Here is a 24,009-nt window from a genome sequence, read left to right as displayed (position 1 = left end):
TGGTTTTAGATGAGGTTCATCGCCCCCATGCTGCTCAGGTCATGCGTATTGCCCACTAGTTTGCCGCCTGGGGTGTGCAGTCGGACTTTGCCGCGGTGGCGTCGCATTCTGCCACGGCTCGGTCGTTTTCTTTTCTGTGCCCCGGGATTACTCGGGTCATCGTCGTCGTTGACGCCGTTGTGATATTTGCACAGCATCGTTAGATTCGAGGGTTTGGTGTGTCCGCCGTGTTTGTGGGCGTCGATGTGGTGGACTTGGCACCTATCGGCCGGAACATTGCAGTCTGGCCAGGGGCATACCAGGTTCTCTGCCATGGCTAGGGCGCGTAGTTTCTCGGATGCGAACCGCGCTTCGTAGAGGTTGACGGGTCCGGCGGTGGGGTGGAAGAGCCCGACGAAGAGCTTGTCGCCGAGGGCTCCTTCCATCGCGGCGTTGATAAATTCTGCGCCGGTCATGGTGGTGCCATCAGATAGTCCAATGATGACCTCGTCGCCTTTGCCGCAGGAGACTTTGGCGAAATCATCGAGACCGATAGCGATGACGGTGCGGTATTCAGGTTTGATGAGGCCAGTACCATTGCCTTCGACTAAATCCCAGAAAGGCTCCAGAAGGGCTTCGGAGCGTGGTTGGTCCTCATCGTGCTTGATGCCAGCATCAAGCGTCTTTTCTAAATCGGTAATGCGGCGTTGGGTATCAGTGATAGAGATGGTGCGGAGACCGTCGATAGCTCGACCTACGCGCACACCGGGTTTCTTTTTGGTGTCGCCGCCTTCTTCGGTAACGCGCTTTTTCGCGTGGGCTTCGACTTCTTCGAAGGTGCCTTCATAAGCGATAAGTTCTGCACGCAGTTTCCACGCGGCGCCGCGGGCGTTGAGTTTCTTGGCGTGTTTATTGACCATGTCTAAGTATTCGAGGCTTAATTGCCTTGCTTCGGCAAGCGCTACTGAATCGCGCTGCGCCTTGGGCGAGTCAGCGGGCCCGAAGAGGACATCGGCAAGCCTGGTGTATTTGCGTGCGGTGTTCAGTGGCATCAGGTCACCGGCGAGGTCGTGTGGGGAGCACTGATAAACGTCGCGGAGGATGGGTATTCCGCTGGTGTAGAAGAGTTTTATTATTTGTTGTCCGTTCATAACTTTGACACTAAAACGCCTTTGCAAGTGTGCGCTAGTGCAAGCTTGAAAATCTGTGGATAACTACGTTGACACGTCACGCAACTGGCAAGGTTATCCACAGGAAGCCCATTTGTGCAGGAATTGAGAGTAGTTTGGAGCCTTCTGGGGCTGCCACGCACGACCACAAGGAGACACTTTTCTATCGCGGGGCAGTAGGGAATTCCACTAGGGTGGGGCTTTATGAACTCACGCGACGTCGTACCCGATGGCATGAATCCGGTATCCAGGCAACTGATCAAAGCACGTTATATTGTCAATCTTTCTTGGATGGCGTTTTTTACAATTGCAGCGGGCGTCGCGGGCTATTTTTTGCACTGGTCCTTTTATATCGTCGCCGGCGTCTTCGTCGCGTTGATCCTATGGCTGTTGTGGCTCATTCCTTCCCAAGTCAAACTCATGGGCTGGCAAGAGACCGATGATGAGCTGCTAATTACTAAGGGCCGTTTATGGCACAGGTTTACCGTCGTGCCCTATGGCCGTATTCAATTCGTGGATGTTTCCTCCGGCCCGATTGCGCGCATGTACGGGTTGAAAAGCGTCAAGCTGCACACCGCATCAGCTGGCACCGATGCGACCGTCAAAGGACTCGAGGCAGATACCGCCGATGCTCTGCGTGAGCGCTTGGCCGATAAGGCGCGAGAGAGGATGAGCGGTCTATGAGCCACGACTTTGAAGAAGAACGTAGTGAGGCTCCCGAAGACGTTGCGGCGATTGATGCAGATGCCGCAACTCCCGATGCAGGCTACCGGCGCGTACACCGCCTAACCCCTCTGCTGCGCTTTTGGTCGGTAATTCTGGCCATGATCACCGTCTTTGTTTTGCAGGTAAATCTGGAAGTGCTGGGTGATATCTACGCTTTCTTCAACGATGGTCACTTAGGCGAAGCAATGCGGGGAACTGCCATTGCGGTGGGCGGTTTTATTCTGCTGTGCCTGATTTTGTGGTTTGTTTCTGGCATCTGGTGGCGGCGCTTAGGCTTCAAGCTCGGAGAAGAAGAAATTTCTTTGCGTCGGGGAGTGCTATCGAAGTCACTGCGCTCTGCCCGTTATGACCGCACGCAGGCTGTCGACGTGGTAGAAAATCTCATCGCGCGCATCTTTGGCCTGGCGGCGGTGCGCGTGGAAACTGCCGGCGGTACCTCGTCAGTGATTGAAATTGCTTACCTGAAGAAAGCCGAAGCAGAGGATTTACGCTTGGAAGTCCTCGCCCACGTGCACGGGGTCGTCGATGCAGCGCTTGACGATGAACCAGAGCAAACTAACGAGGATCAAACCAACCCAGATATTGTCCCGGAGATCCCGATTCGCCGTTCAATAGTGGCCGCCACTTTGCGCGCCACCACGATTTTTACCGTGGCTTTTGTCGTCGTCATTATTGTCACCCCGGTCCCTTTGAGCACTGTTGTTCCGATTCTGGTCGGTATCGTCCCCTCCGTGTGGGGCTTGTTGGATTCTTCTTGGCGTTTTAATGCACAGGTCAACGAGGAAGAAAATACGCTCAATATTGCCTACGGTTTAGCCGACCGTCGCCGGCAATCCATCCGCATTGAACGTATTCACGGGGTGCGCATTACCCAGCCGCTGTTGTGGCGTTTCTTCGGTTGGTACGAAGTCAATGTCTCCGTAGCAGGATATGGGCAAGCCAGTGGTGGCAAACAATCTGGCTCGACGCGCATTCTTCCCGTCGGCAGTAGGGAACTCGCGCTGACATTATTTGAACGCGTCAGTGACTTGACCGCAGAACAAATCGCGACGTACGCACAGCCCGAAGGGCATACACAGGCCGATTTCACTTCCCCGAAGCGTGCGGTCTGGTCGTCGCCGCTGGACCATACCAAGCAGGCGGTTACGCTGCTTGACGATGACACCATCGCCATCGCGCACGCCGGCCGGATTAATCGTCGGGTAACTGCGGTGACTACCTCGCACATCCAGGAGCTGACGTTTAAGGCAGGTCCGATTCGTCAGATGCTGCGCTTAGGCACCGTGAGGTTTGAGATGGTCGCAGGTCCTGCCACCTTAGCAGGGGAAGACTTAGAATTTACTGCCTGCGTGGAAATAATGGATAGGCTGCGTGCCCGCAAGCTTCCCGCCATGACATCCGCCAGCCAACCCACCATCGCCGAGGTCGAACGAAAAGACTAGACGCCACCGGGGAAGCCGAGCTGGCGCCAGGCTTCGTAGACCGCAGTAGAAGCGGCATTGGAGAGATTCATCGAGCGGCGTGCTGGAACCATCGGGATGCGTACCTCTTCAGTGATCCGCGGATGGGCGAGATGCTCGGCCGGCAGGCCGCTTGGTTCGGTGCCGAAAAGTAGTATGTCCCCGTCGGTGTATTCGACATCACTGAACCACTTGGTGGCAGAGGTTGTAAACGCGAATACCCGCGCGCCGGGCAACGCTTCCATGCACGCGTCAAAGTCGGCGTGGATTTTCAGATCTGCCAGGTCATGGTAGTCAAGGCCTGCGCGTTTGAGGTGCTTATCGTCAAAGTTAAAGCCCAGTGGTTCCACCAAGTGCAGCTTGGCGCCAGTCACCGCGGCGGTGCGGATGGCGTTGCCAGTATTGGTGGGAATGACAGGATTATCGAACACGATGTGTAACGGCATAACCATAAGTTTAAGATGGGTGCATGACTGCAACCACTTTGGATGGAAAACTGTACCGCGCCGAGCTATTTGAAGACCTCAAAAAGCGAGTTGCCGCACTGGATAAGCAGCCAGGGCTGGCTACCGTTTTGGTAGGAGACGATCCAGGTTCACACTCTTATGTGAAGATGAAGCACCGCGATTGCGAAGAGCTTGGGATCGCCTCGATTCGTAAAGATCTGCCAGAAGACACCACCCAGGAAGAACTTGAAGCAGTCATTGCAGAGCTCAACGCCGATGACAATGTCACCGGCTACATCGTTCAGCTGCCGCTGCCGAAGCATCTCAATGAAAACCGCATCCTGGAATTGATTGACCCGGAAAAAGATGCTGACGGTCTGCACCCTGTCAACCTCGGCAAGCTGGTGCTTAATGAAGAAGCACCACTGCCATGTACTCCAAATGGCTGCATTTCTTTGCTGCGCCGCTACAACGTTGAAATTGACGGCGCCAAGGTGGTTGTCATCGGCCGTGGCGTGACCGTGGGCCGCCCAATTGGTTTGATGCTGACACGCCGTAGCGAAAATGCCACGGTGACCTTGTGCCACACCGGTACTAAGGATCTGAAGAAAGAAACCTTGGAAGCTGACATCATCATCGCTGCAGCAGGCAAGCCACACATGCTCACCGCCGATATGGTCAAAGAAGGCGCAGCTATCTTGGACGTGGGAGTCTCGCGTGTCGATGGCAAACTCGCCGGCGACGTACACCCTGACGTGTGGGAAAAGGCCGGATTTATCTCCCCGAACCCAGGTGGGGTAGGCCCACTGACCCGTACCTTCTTGGTCTCTAACATCGTCGAGCGCGCAGAGCAGCTCGCAGCAAAGTAACCGAAGTAGATAACGTTAAAAGATATGCTGTCAGTGTCGAACCCGCACGATATCCACTTGAAGCCTTCGCCATTACCAGGCTGGCTGCAGTGGGTATTTATCGCGCTGTTTGGCCTCGGTGTTGTGGCTTCCGGCGTGATGAGCCTGATGGAGCATTGGCGCCGCGCTACTTTCCTGTTAGGCGCCGCCATGATTTGGCTCGCGGTCGTGCGCAGAACCTGTGATTCTGACCGGGTAGGCGTATTCGCCGTGCGCTCGCGCCGATTCGACATGGCATTTTCTACTGCCCTCGGCGCAGCGCTTGTGTGGCTCTCTGCATCGGTGGATGCCCTCGGAAGCTAATGCTCACGGGATGCGCGCTCCCCGAAGCACGCATCCTGCTAGATGATGTATTCGTCGCCTAGCCGGTATTCCACACCATCGACACTTTCTGTCGCATTAGGCAAGGACTGCTGGATAAAGTTGCGCAGAATCCGGTCCATCTGGCGGCCTTCGACCAAGAAGGCATCGTGACCGACGGGCGAGGACAGCTTGGCCATCGCCAACAGGTTGCCTAGGTTGCGGGAGATGTGTTCTTGCTGGTGATACGGGTATAAGATATCTGTATCCACGCCCACTACCATGGTCGGAACCTCCGAAGAGGCCAAGGCCTTGTTAAGCCCGCCTCGCCCGCGGCCAATGTCGTGCCGGTTGAGGGATTCGGTCAAGGTGACATACGAGCCTGCATCGAAACGCTGCGTTAGCTTCGCTCCCTGATAATCCAGGTAGGAATTGACGGCAAAGCGCTGATCCAGTTTGCGGTAAGGGCCGAGCGGATTTTCCCCCGCCTGCGCCGAGGTACCGAAGCGCTCATCGATTTCCATTTCCCCGCGGTAGGTCAAGTGCGCAATCCGGCGTGCCGCAGCCAAACCTTCAGCAGGGTATTCGCCGTCGTAGTAGTCACCACCTTGCCACAGCGGGTCGCGCTCAATCGCAGAGATCTGCGCCGACTGAATGCCAATCTGCCAGGCCGAAGCCCGCGCCGACACGGCAATAACGCACGCTGCCTGGAGCATCTCCGGGTACAGCAACGTCCACTCTAGCGTCCGCGCCCCACCCATGGAGCCGCCGATAACGGCGTGAACCTCAGTGATGCCCAGAACATCCAGGAATCGCTTTTCCGCCTCCACCTGGTCGCGAATGGACACCGCCGGAAAGCGCGAACCATAGGGCTTGCCGTCTAAATCCGAGCTCGGACCGGTTGAGCCATTGCAGCCGCCTAAGACATTGGTGGCGATAACGCACCAAGAATCCGTGTCCAGCGCTTTGCCTGGCCCCACCAGGTCACACCACCACGTGGCAGCATCAGAGTCGCCCGTGAGCGCATGCTCAATGAGCAGCACATTGGAGCCGCGGAATTTCCCCCAGCGCTGATATGCGATATCAACGCTGGCGATGTCAGCCCCGGCTTCAGTGGTAAAAGATCCGATTGGGACCGTGGTCAAAACGCCTTCATCGGCAAGTGATACGTGCGGTGAAACCATTAGATCGCGGAGAATCCCAACTCAAGGTCAGCGATGATGTCGTCGATGTTTTCGATACCGACCGACAAACGGATGGTGGATTGGGTGATACCTGCAACGCGCAGGCCTTCCTCATCGGACTGCGAGTGCGTGGTGGTTGCAGGGTGCACAACCAGCGAGCGGGTATCGCCAATATTCGCCAGGTTAGAGTGCAGCTTCAAAGCATCGATAAATGCCCATGCCTCATCTTTGCCGCCTTCGATTTCAAAGGACAGGACCGAACCGGTGGAGGTGTAGCCCAGGCGTTCTTTGACTTCCTTGTACGGGCTCGAATCCAGGCCGGCATAGTTGACCTTGGTGACCTTGTCGTGTGCTTCGAGGTACTCGGCTACCTTTTGCGCGTTTTCGCCATGCTTATCGATGCGCAGTTGCAGCGTTTCCAGACCCGTCAGCGTGACCCAGGCGTTAAATGGCGACATTGCGGCGCCGGTATCGCGCAAGATGCCCGCGCGTGCCTTCAACGCGAATGCTGGTGCGCCGAGGTCTGCGTACTTCAGTCCGTGGTAGGCAGCGTCTGGGGTGACAAAATATGGGAAGACTGGCTTGCCGTCGCGCTCAACGGTCCAGTCGAACTTGCCTCCGTCCACGAGGATGCCGCCGATGGAGGAGCCGTTGCCGGAGTAGAACTTGGTGGTCGATGCGACGACGATGTCAGCGCCGAGCTCCAGTGGGCGTGCGACTGCAGCGGTCGCGATGGTGTTGTCCACGATCAGTGGTACCTGGTTATTGTGTGCAACCTCAGCTACCGCTGGGATGTCCAAGACGTCTGCGACTGGGTTGCCGAAGGTCTCTGCATAAAATGCGCGGGTATTAGGCTTTACTGCATCTGCCCAAGACTGTGGGTCGTCTGGGTTTTCAACGAGGCTAACTTCAATGCCTAAGCGCGCCAGGGTGATGGTGAACAGGGTGTTGGTACCGCCGTACAGGCGTGGGGAAGAAACGATGTGGTCACCAGCAGAAGCCAGGTTAATGATGGCTGCGGTCTGCGCTGCCTGACCGGATGCGAAAGCTACCGCGTCAACGCCGCCTTCCAAGCTTGCGATGCGTGCTTCTAAAGCACCCGTGGTGGGGTTGGTCAGGCGGGTATAAATTGGGCCGGCATCAGAAAGGTTAAAGCGGTTTGCTGCGTGCTCGGCGGAGTCAAAGACATAAGAAGTGGTCTGGTAGATAGGGACGTTGCGGGCGTTGGTGGATCCGTCCAAATCTTGACCCACGTGCAAAGCGCGGGTTTCAATCGACCAGTTTTCAAAGTTGCTGTTATCGTATTTCGTCATACCTGGCACCGTACTCGCGGAAGCGGGAGGCTTTCACTTTTCAAAATAAAGACGCTGGCAGAAAGCGAATATAAATAGACAAAGCGGTATTGTTTCTGGAAATGAGCGGTCTAGGAAAACTTCATTCCGTGCGCATTCAGGGCCTTGATGTACGGTGCGCCGAGCGCGGTGGCGGGAGTGAGAATGCCGCCTGAAACCTCGGGTAGTCCGGCGGGTTCGGTGGCTAAGACCACGGCTGCTTCACCCAACATCATCGAGGTAACGCGATATCCCGGGTCGCCCTGCGCCGTCACCGTGGCAGTATGCAATGCGCCGGTGGTGCTTAGACCATAGTGGGTAATGCGGAATCCGCCGTCGTCTAATTTCTTTGGGCCATCGCCGGGCTTGGGTAAAAAACGCGCGAGGTGTTTATTCATGACCATCGCAAAGCCTAGCGCCGTGACTGCCAACAATGCTTGGGCTTTGATGCGGCCCTTTATCCCGTATCCTGTGGTCATCGCTTCGCGGTAGCGCAACTTGTCGCCATAGGCGTAGCTGGACAGGGTATTGGAACGGCGCACGACGCGGGTGTTAAACATCGCCATGAAAAACGGTCCGGTCCACTGGCCCGTCAAGGGATCAAAGGTGACCTCGAGGTCTTTTTGCTCGCCCAGGTCTGGCTCAAGCTTGTGGTCTGGGGAAAGCGTATACGGGCTGTGCAAGATAGCGCCGCCTTTTTCCATCTTCTTGGCATCCGCACTAACTGCGCGCATGGAATCGATGGTGCCGCCCGATAACCCACCGGAAAGATACTCCACGGCCATGGTGACTGTGCTAAATGAAGCTTGAGAAACCTGATGCAGATGAAACATGCCCATGTCGGAAGGGACAGAATCGAAGCCACAAGAATGCACAATCTTCGCGCCGGTTTCTTCAGCTTTGGCGTGCCACTTATCGATGCCCCGTCGAATAAACAGCGCCTCCCCACACAGATCGACGTAGTGGGTGCCGTTGTTGACGCATGCCTCGACGACTTTGTCGCCAAAGTAGGTATACGGCCCGACAGTGGAGATGAGAACCTTAGTGCGCGCGGTTAATTCACGTAGTTCATCGATACGCGATGCATCCGCAACAAGTATGGGCAACTCAATACTTGATGTGTGAGCTAATTCTTGCAGCTTTGACTCATTGCGTCCGGCAACCGCAATGGCAAGCTCTGGGTAGTTGTCTACCAGATATTGCGCGGTGAGCTTTCCAGCAAAGCTGGTGGCACCGAACACGATGATGTCGAATTCGCGCGCGTTGGTGGGAGGTGTCATTCATCCAATTCTAGGGGCTGTGAAAGATCCAAGGGGGTGCCTTCTTCAAGCCGTGCGTAGCCGGGGACCTTCATCTTGACCATGACGTTGTCGTACAGCGTGCGCCCGAACTTGCTCAGTACGCCATCGTGAATGGGGATGGTGCGAGTGGCGGAAACGGTGCGAGCGTAGGCGGCGGCCTCGGAGTTCTTTACCCATGGCGCGGAAATCGGCAGCAGCAGTACGTCGACGTTGTGCAGACCCTTAATGTACTGGTCGCCGGGGTGGAGGACACCGTTGAAGTAGTATCCCAAGTTCACTGGGCGCGGCAGGCGTGGATGAATCTCGTGGTGTAATCCGCCGACAGCGTGGATGGTGGTGCCTAAAAGCTCAAAAGATTCGCCAGGGCGCAGCACGGTGCCTTCGCCGATGAGGCCGACGGCATCAGCAGGACCCCATACCGGCAGACCGGATGCTTTGACGGTATCTGCATCAACATGGTCTGGATGCGAGTGGGTAAGAAGTACCGCATCGGCAGACGCCAAGATGGCCAGATTGGACGCTGGGCCCGGGTCAATAACGAAGACGCCTTCATCGGTGGCAACAGAAACGCAGGAATGTCCATGGAGAGTAAGTTTCATAGCTCCAGCCTAGATAATATTGCGGATCTTGTGGTGCCGGGCACCCTGGTAGCCTGAGGCTAACCTAAGGCCTGACCTGCGGTGATGGGTGTAAAACTTCATGCAAGAAAACTAAATTCGGGCTATAATGGAGTCATGACTCAGTACACTGTTCCTGGTTTGTCCGATGTTGATTCCAAGAAGCTCTCTGAAGAGCTGCAGGCTCGTCTGAATGATTACAATGACCTGCATTTGATTTTGAAGCATGCCCACTGGAACGTTGTGGGACCAAACTTCATTGCTGTTCATGAGATGCTTGACCCACAAATTGAACTGGTTCGCGGCTACGCAGACGAAGTCGCTGAACGCGTCTCCACCCTGGGCTTCGAGCCACTGGGTACGCCAAAGGCGCAGGCTGAAGATCGCACTCCGTTGAAGTATGACCTCAACCGCGCTAACACCCAAGATCACCTCGCGGCTATCGATGAGGTTTACACTACCGTCATCGAAAACGTCCGTGAATCCTTGAAGGTCGCCGGCGATATCGACCCAATCACCGAAGATATCTTCATCGCACAATCTGCTGAACTGGAGAAGTTCCAGTGGTTCGTGCGGGCACACCTCGACAACGCTTAAGCTTCGCGGTTTGAGCATCTGGCACTGAGGCTCTAATAAAGGAGTAGAGCAGAAGCGGAGGCCATCCACTCTAGGATGGCCTCCGCTTCTGTTGTGTATTGGCCTGTCGAGTATTAGACGATTGGGGTGTTTAGTCCGCGGCGGACCAATAGTGGTGTGAGGTCCTTGTCGCGGCCGCGGAACTCGGCGTAGACCTCGGAGAAATCCCGCGAGGCGCCGGTGGACAAGATCAGGTCGCGGAAGCGCTGACCTGCTTTTTTCGCTGCTTCATCAGAAACTTCGGCCGACGCAGAGTCGTCGGCTGGGGTGGCGGCGTGCTCTTCGCGGAACCACTCGAAGCCGTCGGCGTCGAGGGCCTCTGCCCACAGGTATGAGTAGTAGCCGGCGGAGTAGCCGCCGGCGAAGATGTGCTGGAAATAGGTGGAACGGTAACGCGGCGCGATGGCGTCGATATCCATGCCGGCAGCGTCCAAAGTAGATTGTTCAAACTCGGCGATAGCTTCTGGGGTGGACTCGAGCTTCACTGCCTCCTCAGGAGACAGCGAGTGCCATGCGAGGTCGATAATGGATGCTGCGACGTATTCGGCGGTGGCGAAGCCTTGGCCGAACTGGGAGGCCTTGGAGACGGCATCGAGAAGCTCGTCGGGGATGACCTCACCGGTGTCGACGTGGCGCGCGTAGTTTTTCACCAGCGCCGGATCGAGTGCCCAGTTTTCGTTGATTTGCGAAGGGAATTCCACCCAGTCGCGCGGAACGTTGGTGCCGGAGAAGGTAGGGTAGCGGACATCGGAAAGCAGACCATGCAGCGCGTGGCCAAATTCGTGGAAGACGGTGTGTAGTTCATCGAGGCTTAGCAACGGCGTCGAGCCATCAGCCGGGCGCGAGATACCCATGACGTTGATGACCACCGGGCGAGTCTGAAGAAGATGCGACTGCTCCATAAAGGTTGACATCCATGCGCCACCGCGCTTGGTGGGACGGCCGAAGTAGTCGGTGAGGAAAAGACCGATACCGGTGTTGGGTTCTTGCTCTTGGCCATCATCGAAGACTTCCCACACGCGCACGCCCTCGGCGTAACCTTGTAAATCATCGCGCGGAATCACCGTGATGCCGTAGAGGCGATGGGCGGCGGCGAAGACGCCATCGACAAGCACTGCGTCCAACGGGAAGTACTTGCGCAGCTCATTTTCATCCAAAGCGAAATCACGCTGGCGCACCTTGGCTTCCCAGTAAGGCCAGTCAGCGGGGCCGAAGCTTTCGCCATTAAGCTCTGCCTCTTCGGCCAAAATCTTGTGCTCGCCGGCCGCATTGGTATTAATGGCAGGCACCAAACCGCGCAGCATGTCACTTACCGCCGATGCTTCCTTGGCGGTTTCTTCAGCAATGACGTAATCCGCGTGGGTGTCATAACCCAGCAACTGGGCGCGCTGTGCGCGTAGCTGCGCCATCTCCACCAACACTGCGGAGTTGGTTTCCGTGCCGCGCAGACGGGCGGCATCGTAAAGCGCTGCGCGGGCGTCCGGCGTTGCTAGGCGCTGCTGCTCGGACTGCACCGACGGCAACTCCAGCGGGAAGACGTAGCCTTCCTTGCCGAGTTCTTTGGCGTACGCCGCTGCCGCATCGATGCGGTCTTGCGGCAGGCCAGCAAGCTCCTCGGCGTTGTTAAACTGCACCGCGCGGGCCCGGGTATCTGCCATCAAATTCCGGCCGAATTCTTCTGACAAAGTGGATAGGCGCTGGTTGATTTCGGACAGGGTGTGTTTGTCGGCATCGGAAAGCTCGGCGCCCTTGCGCGTGAAAGTACGCAGCAGGTGCTCATGTAAGCGCTGCGATTCTGTATCTTCTGGTGCCGTGACGGACTTGAAGCGCTCGTACAGTGCTGCGTTCTGATAAATCGCATCCAAGTGCGCTGAAAGCTGCGGGTAAATATCCGCGGCAATCTCTTCCATTTCCTCGGTGATATCCGTGCCCGAGAGGTTGCCGAAGACCGACATGACCCGTTCGAGGTCGCGGCCGGAACGCTCCCAAGCCTCCACAGTATTAGCCCATGAAGGTGCTTCAGGATTATCCACAATGGCAGCGATTTCTGCCGCGTGACGTGAGAGTGCTTCAGCGAAAGCCGGACGGTAATGCTCAACGCGAATTTCAGCAAAAGGTGGTAGCTGATACGGAAGTTGAGAAGGAATAAGTAGTGGGTTAGCCATAGTAGACCAATCTACCCGTGCCTACCCGTGAAATGACGACGTCCTCTTGACCCAGTGCCGGATCAAGAGGACGTCGTCGGATTTAAGACGCGATGTGGTCTAGATGTCGCGACTTAGGAAGAACTACTTCTTCAGAGATTCCAGGATCTCGTTGTAAACGGAGGAAGGACGCATGACTTCTTCAGCCTTGCTCTCGTCGAACCAGTAGTAGCCGCCCAAGTCTGCAGGCTGGCCCTGGATGTCGATGAGCTCCTGCGCGATTGCGTCGAGGTTCTCGTTGAGCTTGGCGGAGAAAGCCTTGAAGCCTTCTGCCAACTCAGCATCATCGGTCTGCTTAGCCAGTTCTTCTGCCCAGAATGCTGCGAGGTACAGGTGGGAACCGCGGTTGTCGATTTCCTTGACCTTGCGGGAAGGGGAGTAGCCTTCGGTCAGCAGACGCTCGGTTGCGTTGTCGAGTGCAGCAGCTAAAACGCCAGCGCGCTCGTTGCCGTGGTTCTGCTGCTCGTGGCGGAAGGACTCAGCCAGCGCCAAGAACTCACCGAGGGAGTCCCAACGCAGGTGGTTTTCTTCCTGGACCTGCTCAACGTGCTTAGGAGCAGAGCCACCAGCACCGGTCTCAAACAGACCGCCGCCAGCCATCAAAGGAACAACCGAGAGCATCTTTGCAGAGGTACCGAGCTCCAGAATTGGGAACAAGTCGGTGTTGTAGTCACGCAGAACGTTACCGGTAACAGAGATGGTGTCCTCGCCGCGACGGATGCGCTCAACGGTGACCTTGGTTGCCTCGATTGGGGAGAGGATCTCAATGTCCAAGCCCTCGGTATCGTGGTCGGCCAAGTACTTGTTAGCCAAGTCGATCAGGTTGCGGTCGTGTGCGCGCTCGGTGTCGAGCCAGAAGATGGTCTTCATGCCGGACAGACGTGCACGGTTAACAGCGAGCTTGACCCAGTCCTGGATTGGGGCATCCTTGGTCTGGCATGCGCGCCAGATGTCATTTGCCTCAACGTTGTGAGAAATCAGAACATCACCAGCGGAGTTCACAACCTGAACTTCGCCGTCAGCTGGGATCTTGAAGGTCTTGTTGTGGGAGCCGTACTCCTCAGCCTTCTGAGCCATCAGACCAACGTTAGGGGAGGTACCCATGGTGGTTGGGTCGTAAGCGCCGTTTTCGCGGCAGTCTTCGATAACTGCCTGGTAAACACCAGCGTAAGAGGAGTCAGGGATGACAGCGAGGGTGTCCTGCTCTTCATCGTTCTTGTTCCACATGTGGCCGGAGGTACGGATCATCGCTGGCATGGAAGCGTCGATGATGACATCGGACGGAACGTGCAGGTTGGTAATACCCTTGTTGGAGTTGACCATTGCCAGGTCTGGGCCGTTTTCCAAAGCAGCATCGAAAGCAGCCTTGATTTCAGCACCGTTGTCGAGCTTCTCCAGACCGGAGTAGATAGCGCCCAGGCCGTTTTCGCCGTTCAGGCCAGCCTCGAGCAGCTGCTCACCGTACTTGTCGTAAACATCAGCGAAGAATGCGCGCACAACGTGACCGAAGATGATTGGGTCGGAGACCTTCATCATGGTGGCCTTCAGGTGTGCGGAGAAGAGAACGCCCTCTTCCTTCGCGCGGGCAACCTGTGCCTTCAAGAACTCATCGAGAGCCTTTGCGGACATGAAGGTGCCGTCGATAACTTCCTTGTCGAGAACCTTCAGGCCGTCGAGCAGAACGGTCTCAGCGCCGTCGGTGCCAACTAGCTTGATGGTCAAGGTGTCATCACCATCGATGATGACGGACTGTTCGTTGTGGCGGAAGTCGTTTGCGTCCATGGTTGCAACGTTGGTCTTGGAGTCCTTCGACCATGCGCCCATGCGGTGTGGGTTTGCCTTAGCAAAGTTCTTGACAGCCTGTGGTGCACGACGGTCAGAGTTGCCCTCACGCAGGACAGGGTTTACAGCGGAACCCTTAGCTACGTCGTACTTATCCTTGGCGTCGTCATACTCTGGAAGGTCGAAGCCAACAGCCTGCAGCTCGGCAATAGCCTTGCGCAGCTGAACCTCAGAAGCTGAAATATTTGGAAGCTTTACGATGTTCGCTTCCGGGGTCTTAGCTAGCTCACCGAGCTCGGACAGTGCGTCTGGAACCTCGGTCTCAGGGAACTGAGCCAGGATACGAGCAGCCAGTGAGATATCTGCAGTCTCTACTTCGATGCCAGCAACGGAAGCGAATGCTTCAACGATTGGCTTGAAAGAGTAGGACGCAAGCAATGGTGCTTCGTCAGTACGGGTCCAGATAATCTTTGCCATGCTTCTCCTAAAAATTAATGTTTTGGAAAATGTTCAACATCTAAGAATACCGGTTTACCGTATCTTTTGGGAGCAGCAGCCCCCTTTTGAGATAAGGCCGGACTAAGTGGTGCGCACAATCAGCTCTTAACCGAGCGCTTTGACACCGGTTTTCCAGTACCCCATGAAGGAAACGCGGTGGCGGGAAATGCCCGCGCCTTTAACCAACATGCGACGAATAGTGGTGACCATGCCGGCTTCACCAGCGATCCAGAAATAAGTATCAGCAAAGCGTTCAGCAACAGTTGAAGCTGGTTCGGCGGCATCAGTATCGTCGTCGAAAGAGCTATAGGCTGGGGTTTCCCAGACCAGCGGGGCAGGCTCGGCGTCATCGCTAGTCGATGCCTTCGGCGACGATGGCTCCGGCGGGGTGCATTCACCGCGTGGGTTCTCAACTTCAAAAAGCTGCGCTGCAGATTCAACCAATAGGTCACCGTACGCATGCTCTGGGCTACGCGGGACCCAGTTCACCGTGAGATTTGCAGGGAAATCAATCTGCGGGATATCGGCGCTATCGACCAATTCGCAGTACATGGTGCCGGTGAGTTCCGCAGGCCACTCGTCTGCGATGCGCAGCATAGCTGGCAGGGCAGTTTCATCACCTAAAATGACAACATTTGTAGCCTCTCCAGGCTGAAATTCAATGCCCGGGCCGGATTCGTCGTCTTTCTGCGGCGCAACCACATAGAGTTGATCGCCGGGCTGTGCTTCGACTGCCCAGGTGGCGGCGGGACCGCTATCGGGAGTGCCTACGCCGTGCAGAGCGAAGTCAATATCGAGCTCAGCTTCACGGTTTGCACCTTCGTCGTGCTCACCTGCTCGACGAAACTCGCGGATGGAGTAGGTGCGCATGCTACCGCGCGTGTCCGGGTCAATGGCTTTCCATTCGTCGTACCAGTTTTCTTCGCCGGTCATCTTTGGCAGGCCGTGGTCACCCGGGATGACTAGTTTGATGCGCAAGTCCATGATGTGACCTGCGGGGCCCATGTCATCTAAGCCAGTAAAAGTTACCCGCTGGAAGTTAGGAGAGATGCGTTCGGAGTTTTTGACGGTTGCGAGAAATGGGAAAAATGCCATTGAGAATCTACTTATTCCTTAGGTGGTGGCGGCCAATAGGCATGACCGCTGGTTGATCGGAAACCGGGTCAGTGATGATGACCGAGTCGATTCCGAATACGGACTTCACATTTTCTTTGGTGATGACTTCGCGTGGATGCCCATGCGCGAAGACCTTCCCGCCAGAAACTGCAACGAGCTCATCGGAATAGCGTGCGGCCAGATTGAGGTCGTGCAGCACCATGACGATGGTGGTGCCACGATCGCGGTTGAGCTCAGTGAGCAAGTCCAAGACATCTAACTGGTGCTTGACGTCTAAGTACGTGGTGGGCTCATCGAGAAGCAATGTATCTGTGCGTTGTGCCAACGCCATGGCAATCCACACGCGTTGGCGTTGACCACCGGACAGCTCATCGATGGAGCGTTCAGCGAGATCGGAGATACCGGTGGTTTCCAAGGCTTCTGCAACGATGTCGTAGTCTTGCTGGCTCCAGCGCCCCAGGATGCCTTGGTGCGGGGTGCGGCCGCGGCCAACTAGGTCTGCGACCACGATGCCATCGGGGGCAATCGGGGTCTGCGGCAAAAGGCCGAGCTGGGTTGCGAGCTTACGGGTTGGGATGTCATGGATGGACTTGCCATCGAGGACAATTTCGCCATTGGTCGGGTTTAGCAAACGCGACATGGTGCGTAGCAACGTAGATTTGCCGCAGCCATTTGGCCCGACAATGGAAGTTACGGCACCTCGCTTGATGTCGACGTTGAGCGTGTCTAAAACCGTGCGCTCACCGTAGCCGACCGATACATCTTTAACGTGTAGAGCGGTGGAATCCAGCTGCTGCGCCGTCGAGGCATGTTCATTGATATTCATTGCAGTCATGAATGTCCTATCGCGAGGATCGAGTAAGTAGATAGATTAAAAAAGGCGCACCAATCGCACCGGTGATAACGCCAGCAGGGTAGCGGGTGCCAAAGAGGTATTGGCCAGCCAGATCTGCGACTAGCACGAGCAATGCGCCGATGAGCCCCGCGGGGAGAACGAGGGAGGCACCGGGTTTGAAAATCCGTGAAGCGATGGGGCCTGCCATAAAGGCGACAAACGCGATGGGGCCAGTAGCGGCAGTAGCTAGGGCGATGAGTACGACGGCACCGACGAATAACACCACCCGGGTCAGCGTTAAGTGAGTGCCGAGACCGCGTGCTAAATCATCACCCAGTCCCAGGATCGACAGCAGGTGCGAGCAGGCAATCATCAGCGGTGCCAGCACAATGACAGTCAAGATAACTGGTAGGCCGCGTTCCCAAGTCATGGTGTTGAGCGAACCGGTAATCCAGCGGGTTGCGGTAGCCAAATCCCAGGCAGCAGCATGCGAGAGCACATAAGAAGTCCACGCCTGCATAATCGCTGCGCAGCCGATACCGATCAGAATCATGCGGGTACCCGTAAAGCCGGACTTCATGGACAACAGATAGATAGTCAGCGCGATTACCAGCGAGGCGATGGTCGACATGATCGACACTGCGGTCTGACCGAGGCCGAACATGATGATGCCGGTTGCGCCAGCAGCCGATGCACTGGCGGAAATACCAATGATGTCTGGTGAGGCCAGTTGGTTGCGCAGCATGGTTTGGAAAATCGTGCCGGCAATACCGAAGGCTAGGCCAACGAAAATCGCTACCGTTGCGCGCGGAAGTCGCAGCGCGCCGACGGTAAAGCTGGCGCCAGGAACGGTTTCACCCATGACAACGGCTAGGACGTCTTGCAAGCTATAGAAGGTCTCGCCAATCATGAGCGAGGCCAACCAGACGCCGATGACCGCGATGACAAGCAACGTAACTAAAGCCCAGTATTGGCGTGCGCGCTTTTTGCGACCAGTGGCGAGAGAAGCTGCGAGGTCTTTAGCAACCGATGAGGAGCTGGTCTCGCCTGAAGAAGTGGTTTGAGTGGAAGTAGTCATTAGGCAAGCTCCCGAACCTTGGTGTTGCGAACAATCCAAATAAACAGCGGTGCGCCGATAAGCGGAACCAAAATGCCCACTGCCAATTCGGAAGGACGGGTAACCACACGGCCGATGGTGTCAGCGACGGTCAGCAATAGCGCTCCGGCAAGACCGGTCAGTGGCAGCAGCCAGCGGTGGTCAGTGCCGCAGACAAGACGGATCAGGTGCGGAACAATCAAACCGACAAAAGCAATCGGGCCTGCGAGCGCGGTTGCAGTACCGCACAAGATGACCGCTCCAAAGGTTGCGACCAAACGGGTGGTCATGACTTTGATGCCCAGGCCGGTGGCGACGTCATCGCCAAGCGCTAATGCGTTAAGCCCTGGTGCACAGCCTAAAACGACGAGCAAACCAACGGCTAGGAAAGGCAGCGACAAACCCAGATTGGGCCACTCGGCACCGCCGACGGAACCAATTTGCCAAAAGCGGAATTGGTCCATGACATCGGCGCGCGGCAGCAAAATCGCAGAGACCAAGCTTGACGATGCCGCAGCGGTGGCAGCACCAGAAAGCGCGAGTTTCAGCGGGGTGGCACCACCGCGGCCCAAAGAGCCCACGAAGTAGACAAAGACCGCGGCCGCCAAAGAGCCGAACATGGCGGCAATCATGGTGGGCACTGGGCGTGAGAGCCCAAAGAAAGCAATGCCCGTGACAACTGCGAGTGAGGCGCCAGAGAGTACGCCGAAAATACCCGGATCGGCCAACGGGTTGCGGGTGATTCCCTGCAAGGTAGTACCTGACATCGCCAGTGCTGCGCCGACGAGCAATGCCATCACAGTTCGTGGCATGCGCGCAGCGGCGGCGGCTTGTTCCGCAGTTTCAGTTGCACCGCCGATAGCAGCGAGGGCGTCTTCCACCGAGATGGAACGAACACCGAACATAACGGAGGCAACACACGCGATTGCCAAAGCGATAAGCAATCCGATGAGGACTGCGATGCGCATGCCGAGGGGGTGCTTTTTTCCAGCGACTCCTGTTTGGGAAGCACGGGCTGCTTCAGCCAGCCCAGATGCGGTTGAAGAATGGTGCGCCTGGGCCTTTTCCTGCGCTTCCACCGATTTTACTGACGCTGCGAGGTCTACCACTTGAAAATCTTTCTTAGCTTCGGCGAGTTAGTTACTCAGCTTCGAAAGCAGTATTTAGAGCTGCGAAGTAATCATCGATACCCCATGGAATAGACAGTGGGGATGGGTTAGCGGATGCACCGAGTGGGCCATTTTCCAAGAAGACAACGCGGCCTTCAGCAATCGCTGGGATCTTGGAGGTCAGCGGATCTGCCTGCATCTTCTCGAGTGCTTCCTTATCTGCTGCTTCATCACCTGAAGAGTAGGAGATGAAGAAGTCGACGTCGTCGAACTGCTCTGGGTTCTCAGTCGAGACTTCTTCCCAGAAGGAATCGGAGTTTCCGGTGTATTCCTTCACGATTTCTGGGGTTTCAAAACCAGCTTCCTCCAAGAAGCCCGCGCGTGGATCGTCCAGGGTGTAGAAACCAATCATGGATTCGCTCGAGGCGCCGCCGAAGGAGGTAAACAGTGGCTTCTTGCCCTTGAGTTCTGGGTAGTTCGCCATTGCTTCATCGACCTGCTTCTTCAGGTCTTCATTGAGCTTTTCGCCTTCATCAGCCAGGCCCAGGCCTGCTGCGTCCAAAGAAACCATGTCAAAAGCAGAAGTGGTCCATGGCTTATCTGGGTACGCCACGACAGGTGCGATTTGAGACAAGGTGTCGTAATCTTCCTGGGTCAGGCCAGAGTATGCAGCCAAGATGACATCAGGCTGGGTGTCGGCGACCTGCTCGAAGGGGATGCCGTCGGTTTCATCGAAAAGCACTGGCTCTTCGCCGCCGAGTTCTGCAATCTTGTCTTCGGTCCATGGCATGATGCCGTTTTCATCATCATCGCCCCAGGTGGACTTGGACATGCCTACTGGAACAATACCGAAGGAGAGAGGGACCTCGTGGTTTGCCCATCCAACGGTGGCAACGCGCTCTGGCTTGGACTCAATGACGGTTTCTCCAAGTGCGTGCTCCATGGTGATGGGGAACTGGGACTCATCCGCCGGGTTGTTGGAATCTGCGTCAGACCCGTTTCCGTCTGCGGACTCGGATGCTGCAGAAGAGTCAGTATTTGCAGAATCGGAGCTTCCGCTGTCGGAGCAGGCAGTTAGTGCAAGTGCTGCGATGGCAGATACAGCAGTGAGACGAACAAGTTTGGATGTTTGCACGGTGTGTGGTCCTCCACGTAAATAGGCAGGCTAGACTGCCTTAATTTGTCTAAGGCTAACCTATGTTAATCGGCAGGTTACCGCTTTTGTCAATATGATTACGCTGTGAATCTCAATAGCTCAAACCTATCGCTGGCATTTAGCGTGTGGGTGGCGGGTTGCACACCGGCAAGTAGTTTTATCCGTGTATCACTTGACGTGCGGATATAAGGAGTGCTTCGGTAAGGTTGCCCGCGTGAGTGACAAGCGGATTGATGATGAAAATGCGAAGCAGTTTAACCAAAGTGATAATGCGCACACATCCCAGTCTTTCGATGGATATGGAGATCCGACTTACGGTGAGGTAGGGGCTGAGGAAACTGCCGCCGAGGTTGCGGCTCGGCGTGCGCGGATTCGACGCCGTCCACGTCCTCTGCAGACCTCTATTTCTAATACCCGTCGCATCATCGTGGTGATCGTTTTGGCGATGGGTGGGTTCGCCATCGGCACCACGGAGTTCGTGTCGATGGGCCTTTTGCCCATGATTGCTAGCGACCTGGGAATTTCCGAAGGTCAAGCAAGTCATATTATTTCCGCTTATGCCTTAGGCGTAGTTGTGGGCGCTCCATTGATTACTGCATTGACCGGCAAGATTCCGCGCCGACGCCTGCTGCTGTTTTTAATGCTGGCATTTATTATCGGCAATGGTTTAGGCATCTTTGCGGAAAATTATTCGCTGCTGATGGTGGCGCGTTTTATCGCAGGACTGCCACACGGCGCGTATTTCTCGGTCGCTGGTCTATCAGCTGCGTCGATGGCTCCGGCTGGTGCGCGCGGTAGAGCAGTCGCGATGGTGGGCATGGGTCTATCTGTGGCTACCGTGCTTGGTGTGCCGGCCGCGCAGGCGCTGGGCTCGGCCTTGGGCTGGCAGGCTGCCTACGTGCTCGTGGTCCTGGTGGGGCTTGTGACTCTGGCTGGACTGTGGGTTTTGATGCCGCATATGGTGAGGATGCCCGCGACCTCCGTGAAGACAGAGCTTGGTGCATTTAGTCGCCCACAGGTATGGCTTTCTTTGGCGATGGGTGCGATTGGATTCGGCGGCATGTTCGCCGTGTATACCTACATCACCTGGACGATGACGGAACGTGCCGGAATGGCCGAAAGCCTCATGTGGCTGGTGCTGATGGTCTACGGTATCGGCAATGTTGCCGGTAACTACTTCGGTGGCTGGCTGGCCGACCGCAGCTTGGAAAAGGGCATTTTATTCTCCCTGATTACAATCACGTTGATTCTCGTGGCCTTCTTCTTTACCTCCCACAATCCAATCTTGGGCACCATTAACTTTGGACTTATCGGATTCTTTGGCGCATCCCTGACCCCAAGCCTGCAGATTCGTCTCATGGATGTTGCCGGCGATGCACAAACTTTGGCAGCGTCGCTGAACCACTCGGCATTGAACCTGGCTAATGCGGCTGGTGCTGCCATCGGTGGCGTTGTCGTGGGGGCTGGCATGGGATATGCATCCCCAGCGCTTGCGGGTGCGGCGCTTTCTGCGGTGGCAATTCTGATTTGGATTGGCGCTCAGTTTGTCAAGAAGTGACGTTACTTTTTTCAAGTAATGTCACCGAAGTCGTACCGAAGATGTACGGAGTATGTGCAGGATAAGGCTGATGCAGCAGGGAAGCCTGGCTGGTAGCTAGAATGTTGCCATGTCTTTAACTATCGCTTCGGTCAACGTCAACGGTATTCGCGCTGCCTGCAAGCAGCGCAATGAACTCAACCTGGGAATGAATGAATGGTTGAAAGAAACCAGCGCTGACATCGTGCTCATGCAAGAAGTGCGCGCTAATCCAGCCCAAACTGAGCTGGCTTTAAAACCAGCGCTGGAAGCAGGCTGGCACCTGGCCATGGCTGATGCCCTAACCCCAGGCGCCAAGGGACGCGCCGGGGTCGGAATCTTATCGCGTACTCCATTAACGGATGTTGAGATCGGATTCGGCTCCTTCCTGGAAGCTGGCCGTTGGATTGAGGCCACCACCGCTGGTGTGCGCGTGGCTTCGCTCTATCTGCCATCGGGTGATACCAACTCCCCGAAGCTGGATGAGAAGTACAACTTCTTAGATGAATTCGCGGAAATCCTAAAAGACCGTGCTAACCAGCATCCAGAGATGGTCATCGGCGGCGACTGGAATATCTGCCACCGCGCCCAAGACCTGAAAAATAACAAGCCGAATGAAAAGAAATCTGGCCACCTGCCAGAAGAGCGCGCCTTTATGGACCATGTCTTCGGAGCGTTCCCAGACGCTGAACCACAGGTGAAAAAGGGTCTGGGTGACTGGCTGGGAATTATTGACTATGAAACCAAGACCAACTGGGAAGCAGCTGCGGACCCGCAGTGGTTCGACGTGGCGCGTCGACTAGCGCCTGAGGCAGAAGGTCCTTATACCTGGTGGACCTACCGCGGCCAGGCCTTTAACAATGACGCAGGCTGGCGCATCGACTACCAGGCGGCAACCGATGCGATGCTGCAACGTGCACAGCGCAGCTGGGTAGAAAAGGCTCCAAGCGTTGAAGAGCGCTGGTCTGACCACTCGCCTTTGATGGTGGAATACAGCTAAGTGCGATTGGGGGTAAAGCTTAGTTTTTAGCTATGAGGGTGCTAAACTACCTGTGAACAATATTTGGTGAAGCTGGCTTTATCCTGATTTCACGTAGCTACCGTCATGACAGCAATGGAGTAGACCGTATGTCGCAAGCAATTCTTTACTACGTCCTCGGAGTCATTGGGCTCGTCGTGGGTATTTGGTGGTGGACCGTAGTTGGTCCGTCCTTCGCTTTCCTTGCTCCGTTGATCGTTATGTCCGCAGGTGGCGCATTCCTCGTCGCTGGCTTGGCAACAACCCTTGACGTTATCTCTCCAACGAGCCGCAAGATTTAAGAAAGAACGCTTGTCAATAGCGTGATTTCTTAAACTTTCCTTCATAAAGCGCCTTGGCCGGATAGACACACAAATTTCGTGTGCTCCGGACAAGGCGCTTTTACGGCTTTTTAGGAGCCAAGTCGTGCTCAATTTTTACAACACATTAAGGTATTTACTATGACTGAACCCACTTCCGCACCAGTAGCTGCTCCGACTCCACAGCTTGGCGATCGCATCTTGTCCGGTATTCAGCCCACGGCTGATTCTTACCACCTAGGAAATTACCTCGGTGCGCTTAAACAGTGGATTGATTTGCAGGACGGCTTTGATGCTTTCTACTTCATTCCTGACCTGCACGCGATCACCGTGGAACAAGACCCAGCGGAATTGCGCGAGCGCACCATCGCTGGTGCAGCGCAGCTGATTGCTTTGGGCATTGATCCGAAGCGTTCTACCTTGTACGTGCAATCGCAGGTACCGGCGCACGCGGAGCTGACATGGGTTTTGCAGTGCATGACTGGTTTCGGTGAGGCTTCGCGCATGACGCAGTTCAAGGACAAGGCGACGCGTCAGGGCCAGGACCGCACCTCGGTAGGTCTGTTTACCTACCCAGTGTTGATGGCAGCAGATATCTTGCTCTACTCGCCGGATTTCGTTCCGGTGGGCGAAGACCAGCGTCAGCACCTGGAATTAACGCGTAACTTAGCTGAGCGCTTTAACTCCCGCTACGGTGAGACCTTCCGTGTACCCGAGGCTTATATTCCGCAGGGCTCAGCGAAGATCTACGACCTGCAGGATCCAATGGCCAAGATGTCCAAGTCAGGTCCTAACCCCAAGGGCCTGATTAATCTCTTGGATACGCCGAAGACGTCCGCAAAGCGCATTCGCTCCGCGGTCACTGATGATTTGGGGGTAGTGAACTTCGATCGTGAAAACCAGCCTGGTGTATCTAACTTGTTGGCGATTCAGTCGGCGTTGACGGGCGAGGACATCGACAAGCTAGTAGCGCGTTACGACGGCCAAGGCTATGGTCAATTGAAGGTCGATACCGCTGATGCGCTGGAAACTTTCGTTACTCCGCTGAAGGCACGCTTTGATGAATTGATGGACGACCGCGGCGAAATTGAACGCTTGCTTGCCGATGGCGCCGATAAGGCCACGGAAGTTGCTACGCCACTTTTGGAAAACGTTTATGACAAAGTTGGGTTTCTTCCTGCACGCCGACGCTAAATCCGATCTACGCTAGGTAAAAGCCCGCTGAACGTTTCATAGAAAGGC

Annotated in this window: 22 protein-coding genes; 9 read left to right on the top strand and 13 right to left on the bottom strand. The window is 55.8% G+C overall.

Annotation, left to right across the window (positions count from 1 at the left end):
• Positions 1-5: 5 nt before the first annotated feature.
• Positions 6-1,130 carry an HNH endonuclease signature motif containing protein gene (locus C5Y44_RS01575; protein WP_105323368.1) on the bottom strand — a complete coding sequence of 375 codons (1,125 nt, stop codon included), beginning with the start codon at positions 1,128-1,130 and terminating at the stop codon, positions 6-8.
• 222 nt (positions 1,131-1,352) lie between these two features.
• Between C5Y44_RS01575 and C5Y44_RS01570 the strand changes: the two genes are divergently transcribed.
• Together C5Y44_RS01570 and C5Y44_RS01565 are read left to right on the top strand one after the other, a co-directional pair.
• Complete coding sequence (locus C5Y44_RS01570) at positions 1,353-1,832, top strand: PH domain-containing protein (protein WP_233189781.1); 480 nt, start codon at positions 1,353-1,355, stop codon at positions 1,830-1,832.
• Positions 1,829-3,316 carry a PH domain-containing protein gene (locus tag C5Y44_RS01565; RefSeq protein ID WP_105323367.1) on the top strand — a complete coding sequence of 496 codons (1,488 nt, stop codon included), beginning with the start codon at positions 1,829-1,831 and terminating at the stop codon, positions 3,314-3,316. Before C5Y44_RS01570 ends, C5Y44_RS01565 begins: the two co-directional genes overlap by 4 nt.
• Here C5Y44_RS01565 and C5Y44_RS01560 read toward each other — a convergent pair.
• Positions 3,313-3,780 (bottom strand): tRNA (cytidine(34)-2'-O)-methyltransferase, encoded by a 468-nt coding sequence (locus C5Y44_RS01560; protein ID WP_025387122.1) that lies wholly within the window; start codon positions 3,778-3,780, stop codon positions 3,313-3,315. The two genes, C5Y44_RS01565 and C5Y44_RS01560, sit on opposite strands and share 4 nt — an antisense overlap.
• 23 nt (positions 3,781-3,803) lie before the next feature.
• Here C5Y44_RS01560 and C5Y44_RS01555 point away from each other — a divergent pair, with 23 nt between their 5' ends.
• Entirely contained in the window at positions 3,804-4,649 is an 846-nt protein-coding gene (locus tag C5Y44_RS01555) for a bifunctional methylenetetrahydrofolate dehydrogenase/methenyltetrahydrofolate cyclohydrolase (protein WP_105323366.1), read from the top strand.
• A gap of 24 nt (positions 4,650-4,673) precedes the next feature.
• A complete protein-coding gene (locus tag C5Y44_RS01550) occupies positions 4,674-4,991 on the top strand; it encodes a DUF3017 domain-containing protein (RefSeq protein ID WP_066840301.1) in 318 nt (105 codons plus the stop codon).
• Positions 4,992-5,029: 38 nt separating this feature from the next.
• On the opposite strand, the gene C5Y44_RS01545 is transcribed toward C5Y44_RS01550, so the two are convergent.
• From C5Y44_RS01545 to C5Y44_RS01530, 4 genes are all read right to left on the bottom strand, one after another.
• On the bottom strand, positions 5,030-6,172 hold the full coding sequence (locus C5Y44_RS01545; protein ID WP_105323365.1) for a homoserine O-acetyltransferase: 1,143 nt from the start codon (positions 6,170-6,172) through the stop codon (positions 5,030-5,032).
• A complete protein-coding gene (locus C5Y44_RS01540) occupies positions 6,172-7,485 on the bottom strand; it encodes an O-acetylhomoserine/O-acetylserine sulfhydrylase (protein ID WP_105323364.1) in 1,314 nt (437 codons plus the stop codon). The genes C5Y44_RS01545 and C5Y44_RS01540 overlap by 1 nt, the downstream gene beginning before the upstream one ends.
• Before the next feature lie 110 nt (positions 7,486-7,595).
• Positions 7,596-8,783 carry a trans-acting enoyl reductase family protein gene (locus C5Y44_RS01535; RefSeq protein WP_105323363.1) on the bottom strand — a complete coding sequence of 396 codons (1,188 nt, stop codon included), beginning with the start codon at positions 8,781-8,783 and terminating at the stop codon, positions 7,596-7,598.
• On the bottom strand, positions 8,780-9,403 hold the full coding sequence (locus C5Y44_RS01530) for an MBL fold metallo-hydrolase (protein ID WP_105323362.1): 624 nt from the start codon (positions 9,401-9,403) through the stop codon (positions 8,780-8,782). Before C5Y44_RS01530 ends, C5Y44_RS01535 begins: the two co-directional genes overlap by 4 nt.
• A gap of 135 nt (positions 9,404-9,538) precedes the next feature.
• Between C5Y44_RS01530 and dps the strand changes: the two genes are divergently transcribed.
• Positions 9,539-10,018, top strand: a complete 480-nt coding sequence (gene dps, locus C5Y44_RS01525) for a DNA starvation/stationary phase protection protein Dps (protein WP_105323361.1) — start codon at positions 9,539-9,541, stop codon at positions 10,016-10,018.
• Positions 10,019-10,131: 113 nt separating this feature from the next.
• Here the strand turns inward: dps and C5Y44_RS01520 are convergent, their stop codons facing one another.
• The 7 genes from C5Y44_RS01520 to C5Y44_RS01490 all read right to left on the bottom strand — a co-directional run bounded on the left by C5Y44_RS01520 (position 10,132) and on the right by C5Y44_RS01490 (position 19,832).
• A complete protein-coding gene (locus C5Y44_RS01520) occupies positions 10,132-12,222 on the bottom strand; it encodes a M3 family metallopeptidase (RefSeq protein ID WP_105323360.1) in 2,091 nt (696 codons plus the stop codon).
• A gap of 123 nt (positions 12,223-12,345) precedes the next feature.
• Positions 12,346-14,520, bottom strand: a complete 2,175-nt coding sequence (locus C5Y44_RS01515; protein ID WP_105323359.1) for an NADP-dependent isocitrate dehydrogenase — start codon at positions 14,518-14,520, stop codon at positions 12,346-12,348.
• 126 nt (positions 14,521-14,646) lie between these two features.
• Entirely contained in the window at positions 14,647-15,636 is a 990-nt protein-coding gene (locus C5Y44_RS01510; RefSeq protein ID WP_105323358.1) for a siderophore-interacting protein, read from the bottom strand.
• Between the two features lie 7 nt (positions 15,637-15,643).
• On the bottom strand, positions 15,644-16,492 hold the full coding sequence (locus C5Y44_RS01505) for an ABC transporter ATP-binding protein (RefSeq protein ID WP_105323357.1): 849 nt from the start codon (positions 16,490-16,492) through the stop codon (positions 15,644-15,646).
• Positions 16,493-16,499: 7 nt separating this feature from the next.
• Positions 16,500-17,570: an iron chelate uptake ABC transporter family permease subunit gene (locus C5Y44_RS01500; RefSeq protein ID WP_105323356.1), complete on the bottom strand. Its 1,071-nt coding sequence runs from the start codon at positions 17,568-17,570 to the stop codon at positions 16,500-16,502.
• Positions 17,570-18,556, bottom strand: coding sequence for an iron ABC transporter permease (locus tag C5Y44_RS01495; RefSeq protein WP_105323658.1), 987 nt, complete (start codon positions 18,554-18,556; stop codon positions 17,570-17,572). The genes C5Y44_RS01500 and C5Y44_RS01495 overlap by 1 nt, the downstream gene beginning before the upstream one ends.
• A 172-nt stretch (positions 18,557-18,728) precedes the next feature.
• A complete protein-coding gene (locus C5Y44_RS01490; RefSeq protein ID WP_105323355.1) occupies positions 18,729-19,832 on the bottom strand; it encodes an iron-siderophore ABC transporter substrate-binding protein in 1,104 nt (367 codons plus the stop codon).
• 235 nt (positions 19,833-20,067) lie between these two features.
• Here C5Y44_RS01490 and C5Y44_RS01485 point away from each other — a divergent pair, with 235 nt between their 5' ends.
• The 4 genes from C5Y44_RS01485 (at position 20,068) to trpS (ending at position 23,961) form a co-directional block, all read left to right on the top strand.
• Positions 20,068-21,411: an MFS transporter gene (locus tag C5Y44_RS01485; RefSeq protein WP_105323354.1), complete on the top strand. Its 1,344-nt coding sequence runs from the start codon at positions 20,068-20,070 to the stop codon at positions 21,409-21,411.
• Between the two features lie 109 nt (positions 21,412-21,520).
• Positions 21,521-22,429, top strand: a complete 909-nt coding sequence (locus C5Y44_RS01480; RefSeq protein ID WP_105323353.1) for an exodeoxyribonuclease III — start codon at positions 21,521-21,523, stop codon at positions 22,427-22,429.
• 128 nt (positions 22,430-22,557) lie between these two features.
• On the top strand, positions 22,558-22,749 hold the full coding sequence (locus C5Y44_RS01475) for a hypothetical protein (RefSeq protein ID WP_105323352.1): 192 nt from the start codon (positions 22,558-22,560) through the stop codon (positions 22,747-22,749).
• 159 nt (positions 22,750-22,908) lie between these two features.
• Positions 22,909-23,961, top strand: a complete 1,053-nt coding sequence (trpS, locus tag C5Y44_RS01470; RefSeq protein WP_105323351.1) for a tryptophan--tRNA ligase — start codon at positions 22,909-22,911, stop codon at positions 23,959-23,961.
• Positions 23,962-24,009: the final 48 nt, after the last annotated feature.

Source organism: Corynebacterium sp. J010B-136 (assembly GCF_002967075.1).
Lineage (GTDB): Bacteria > Actinomycetota > Actinomycetes > Mycobacteriales > Mycobacteriaceae > Corynebacterium.
The sequence above is the reverse complement of the archived record's forward strand: the minus strand, read 5'-3'. Positions and strand labels throughout refer to the sequence as shown.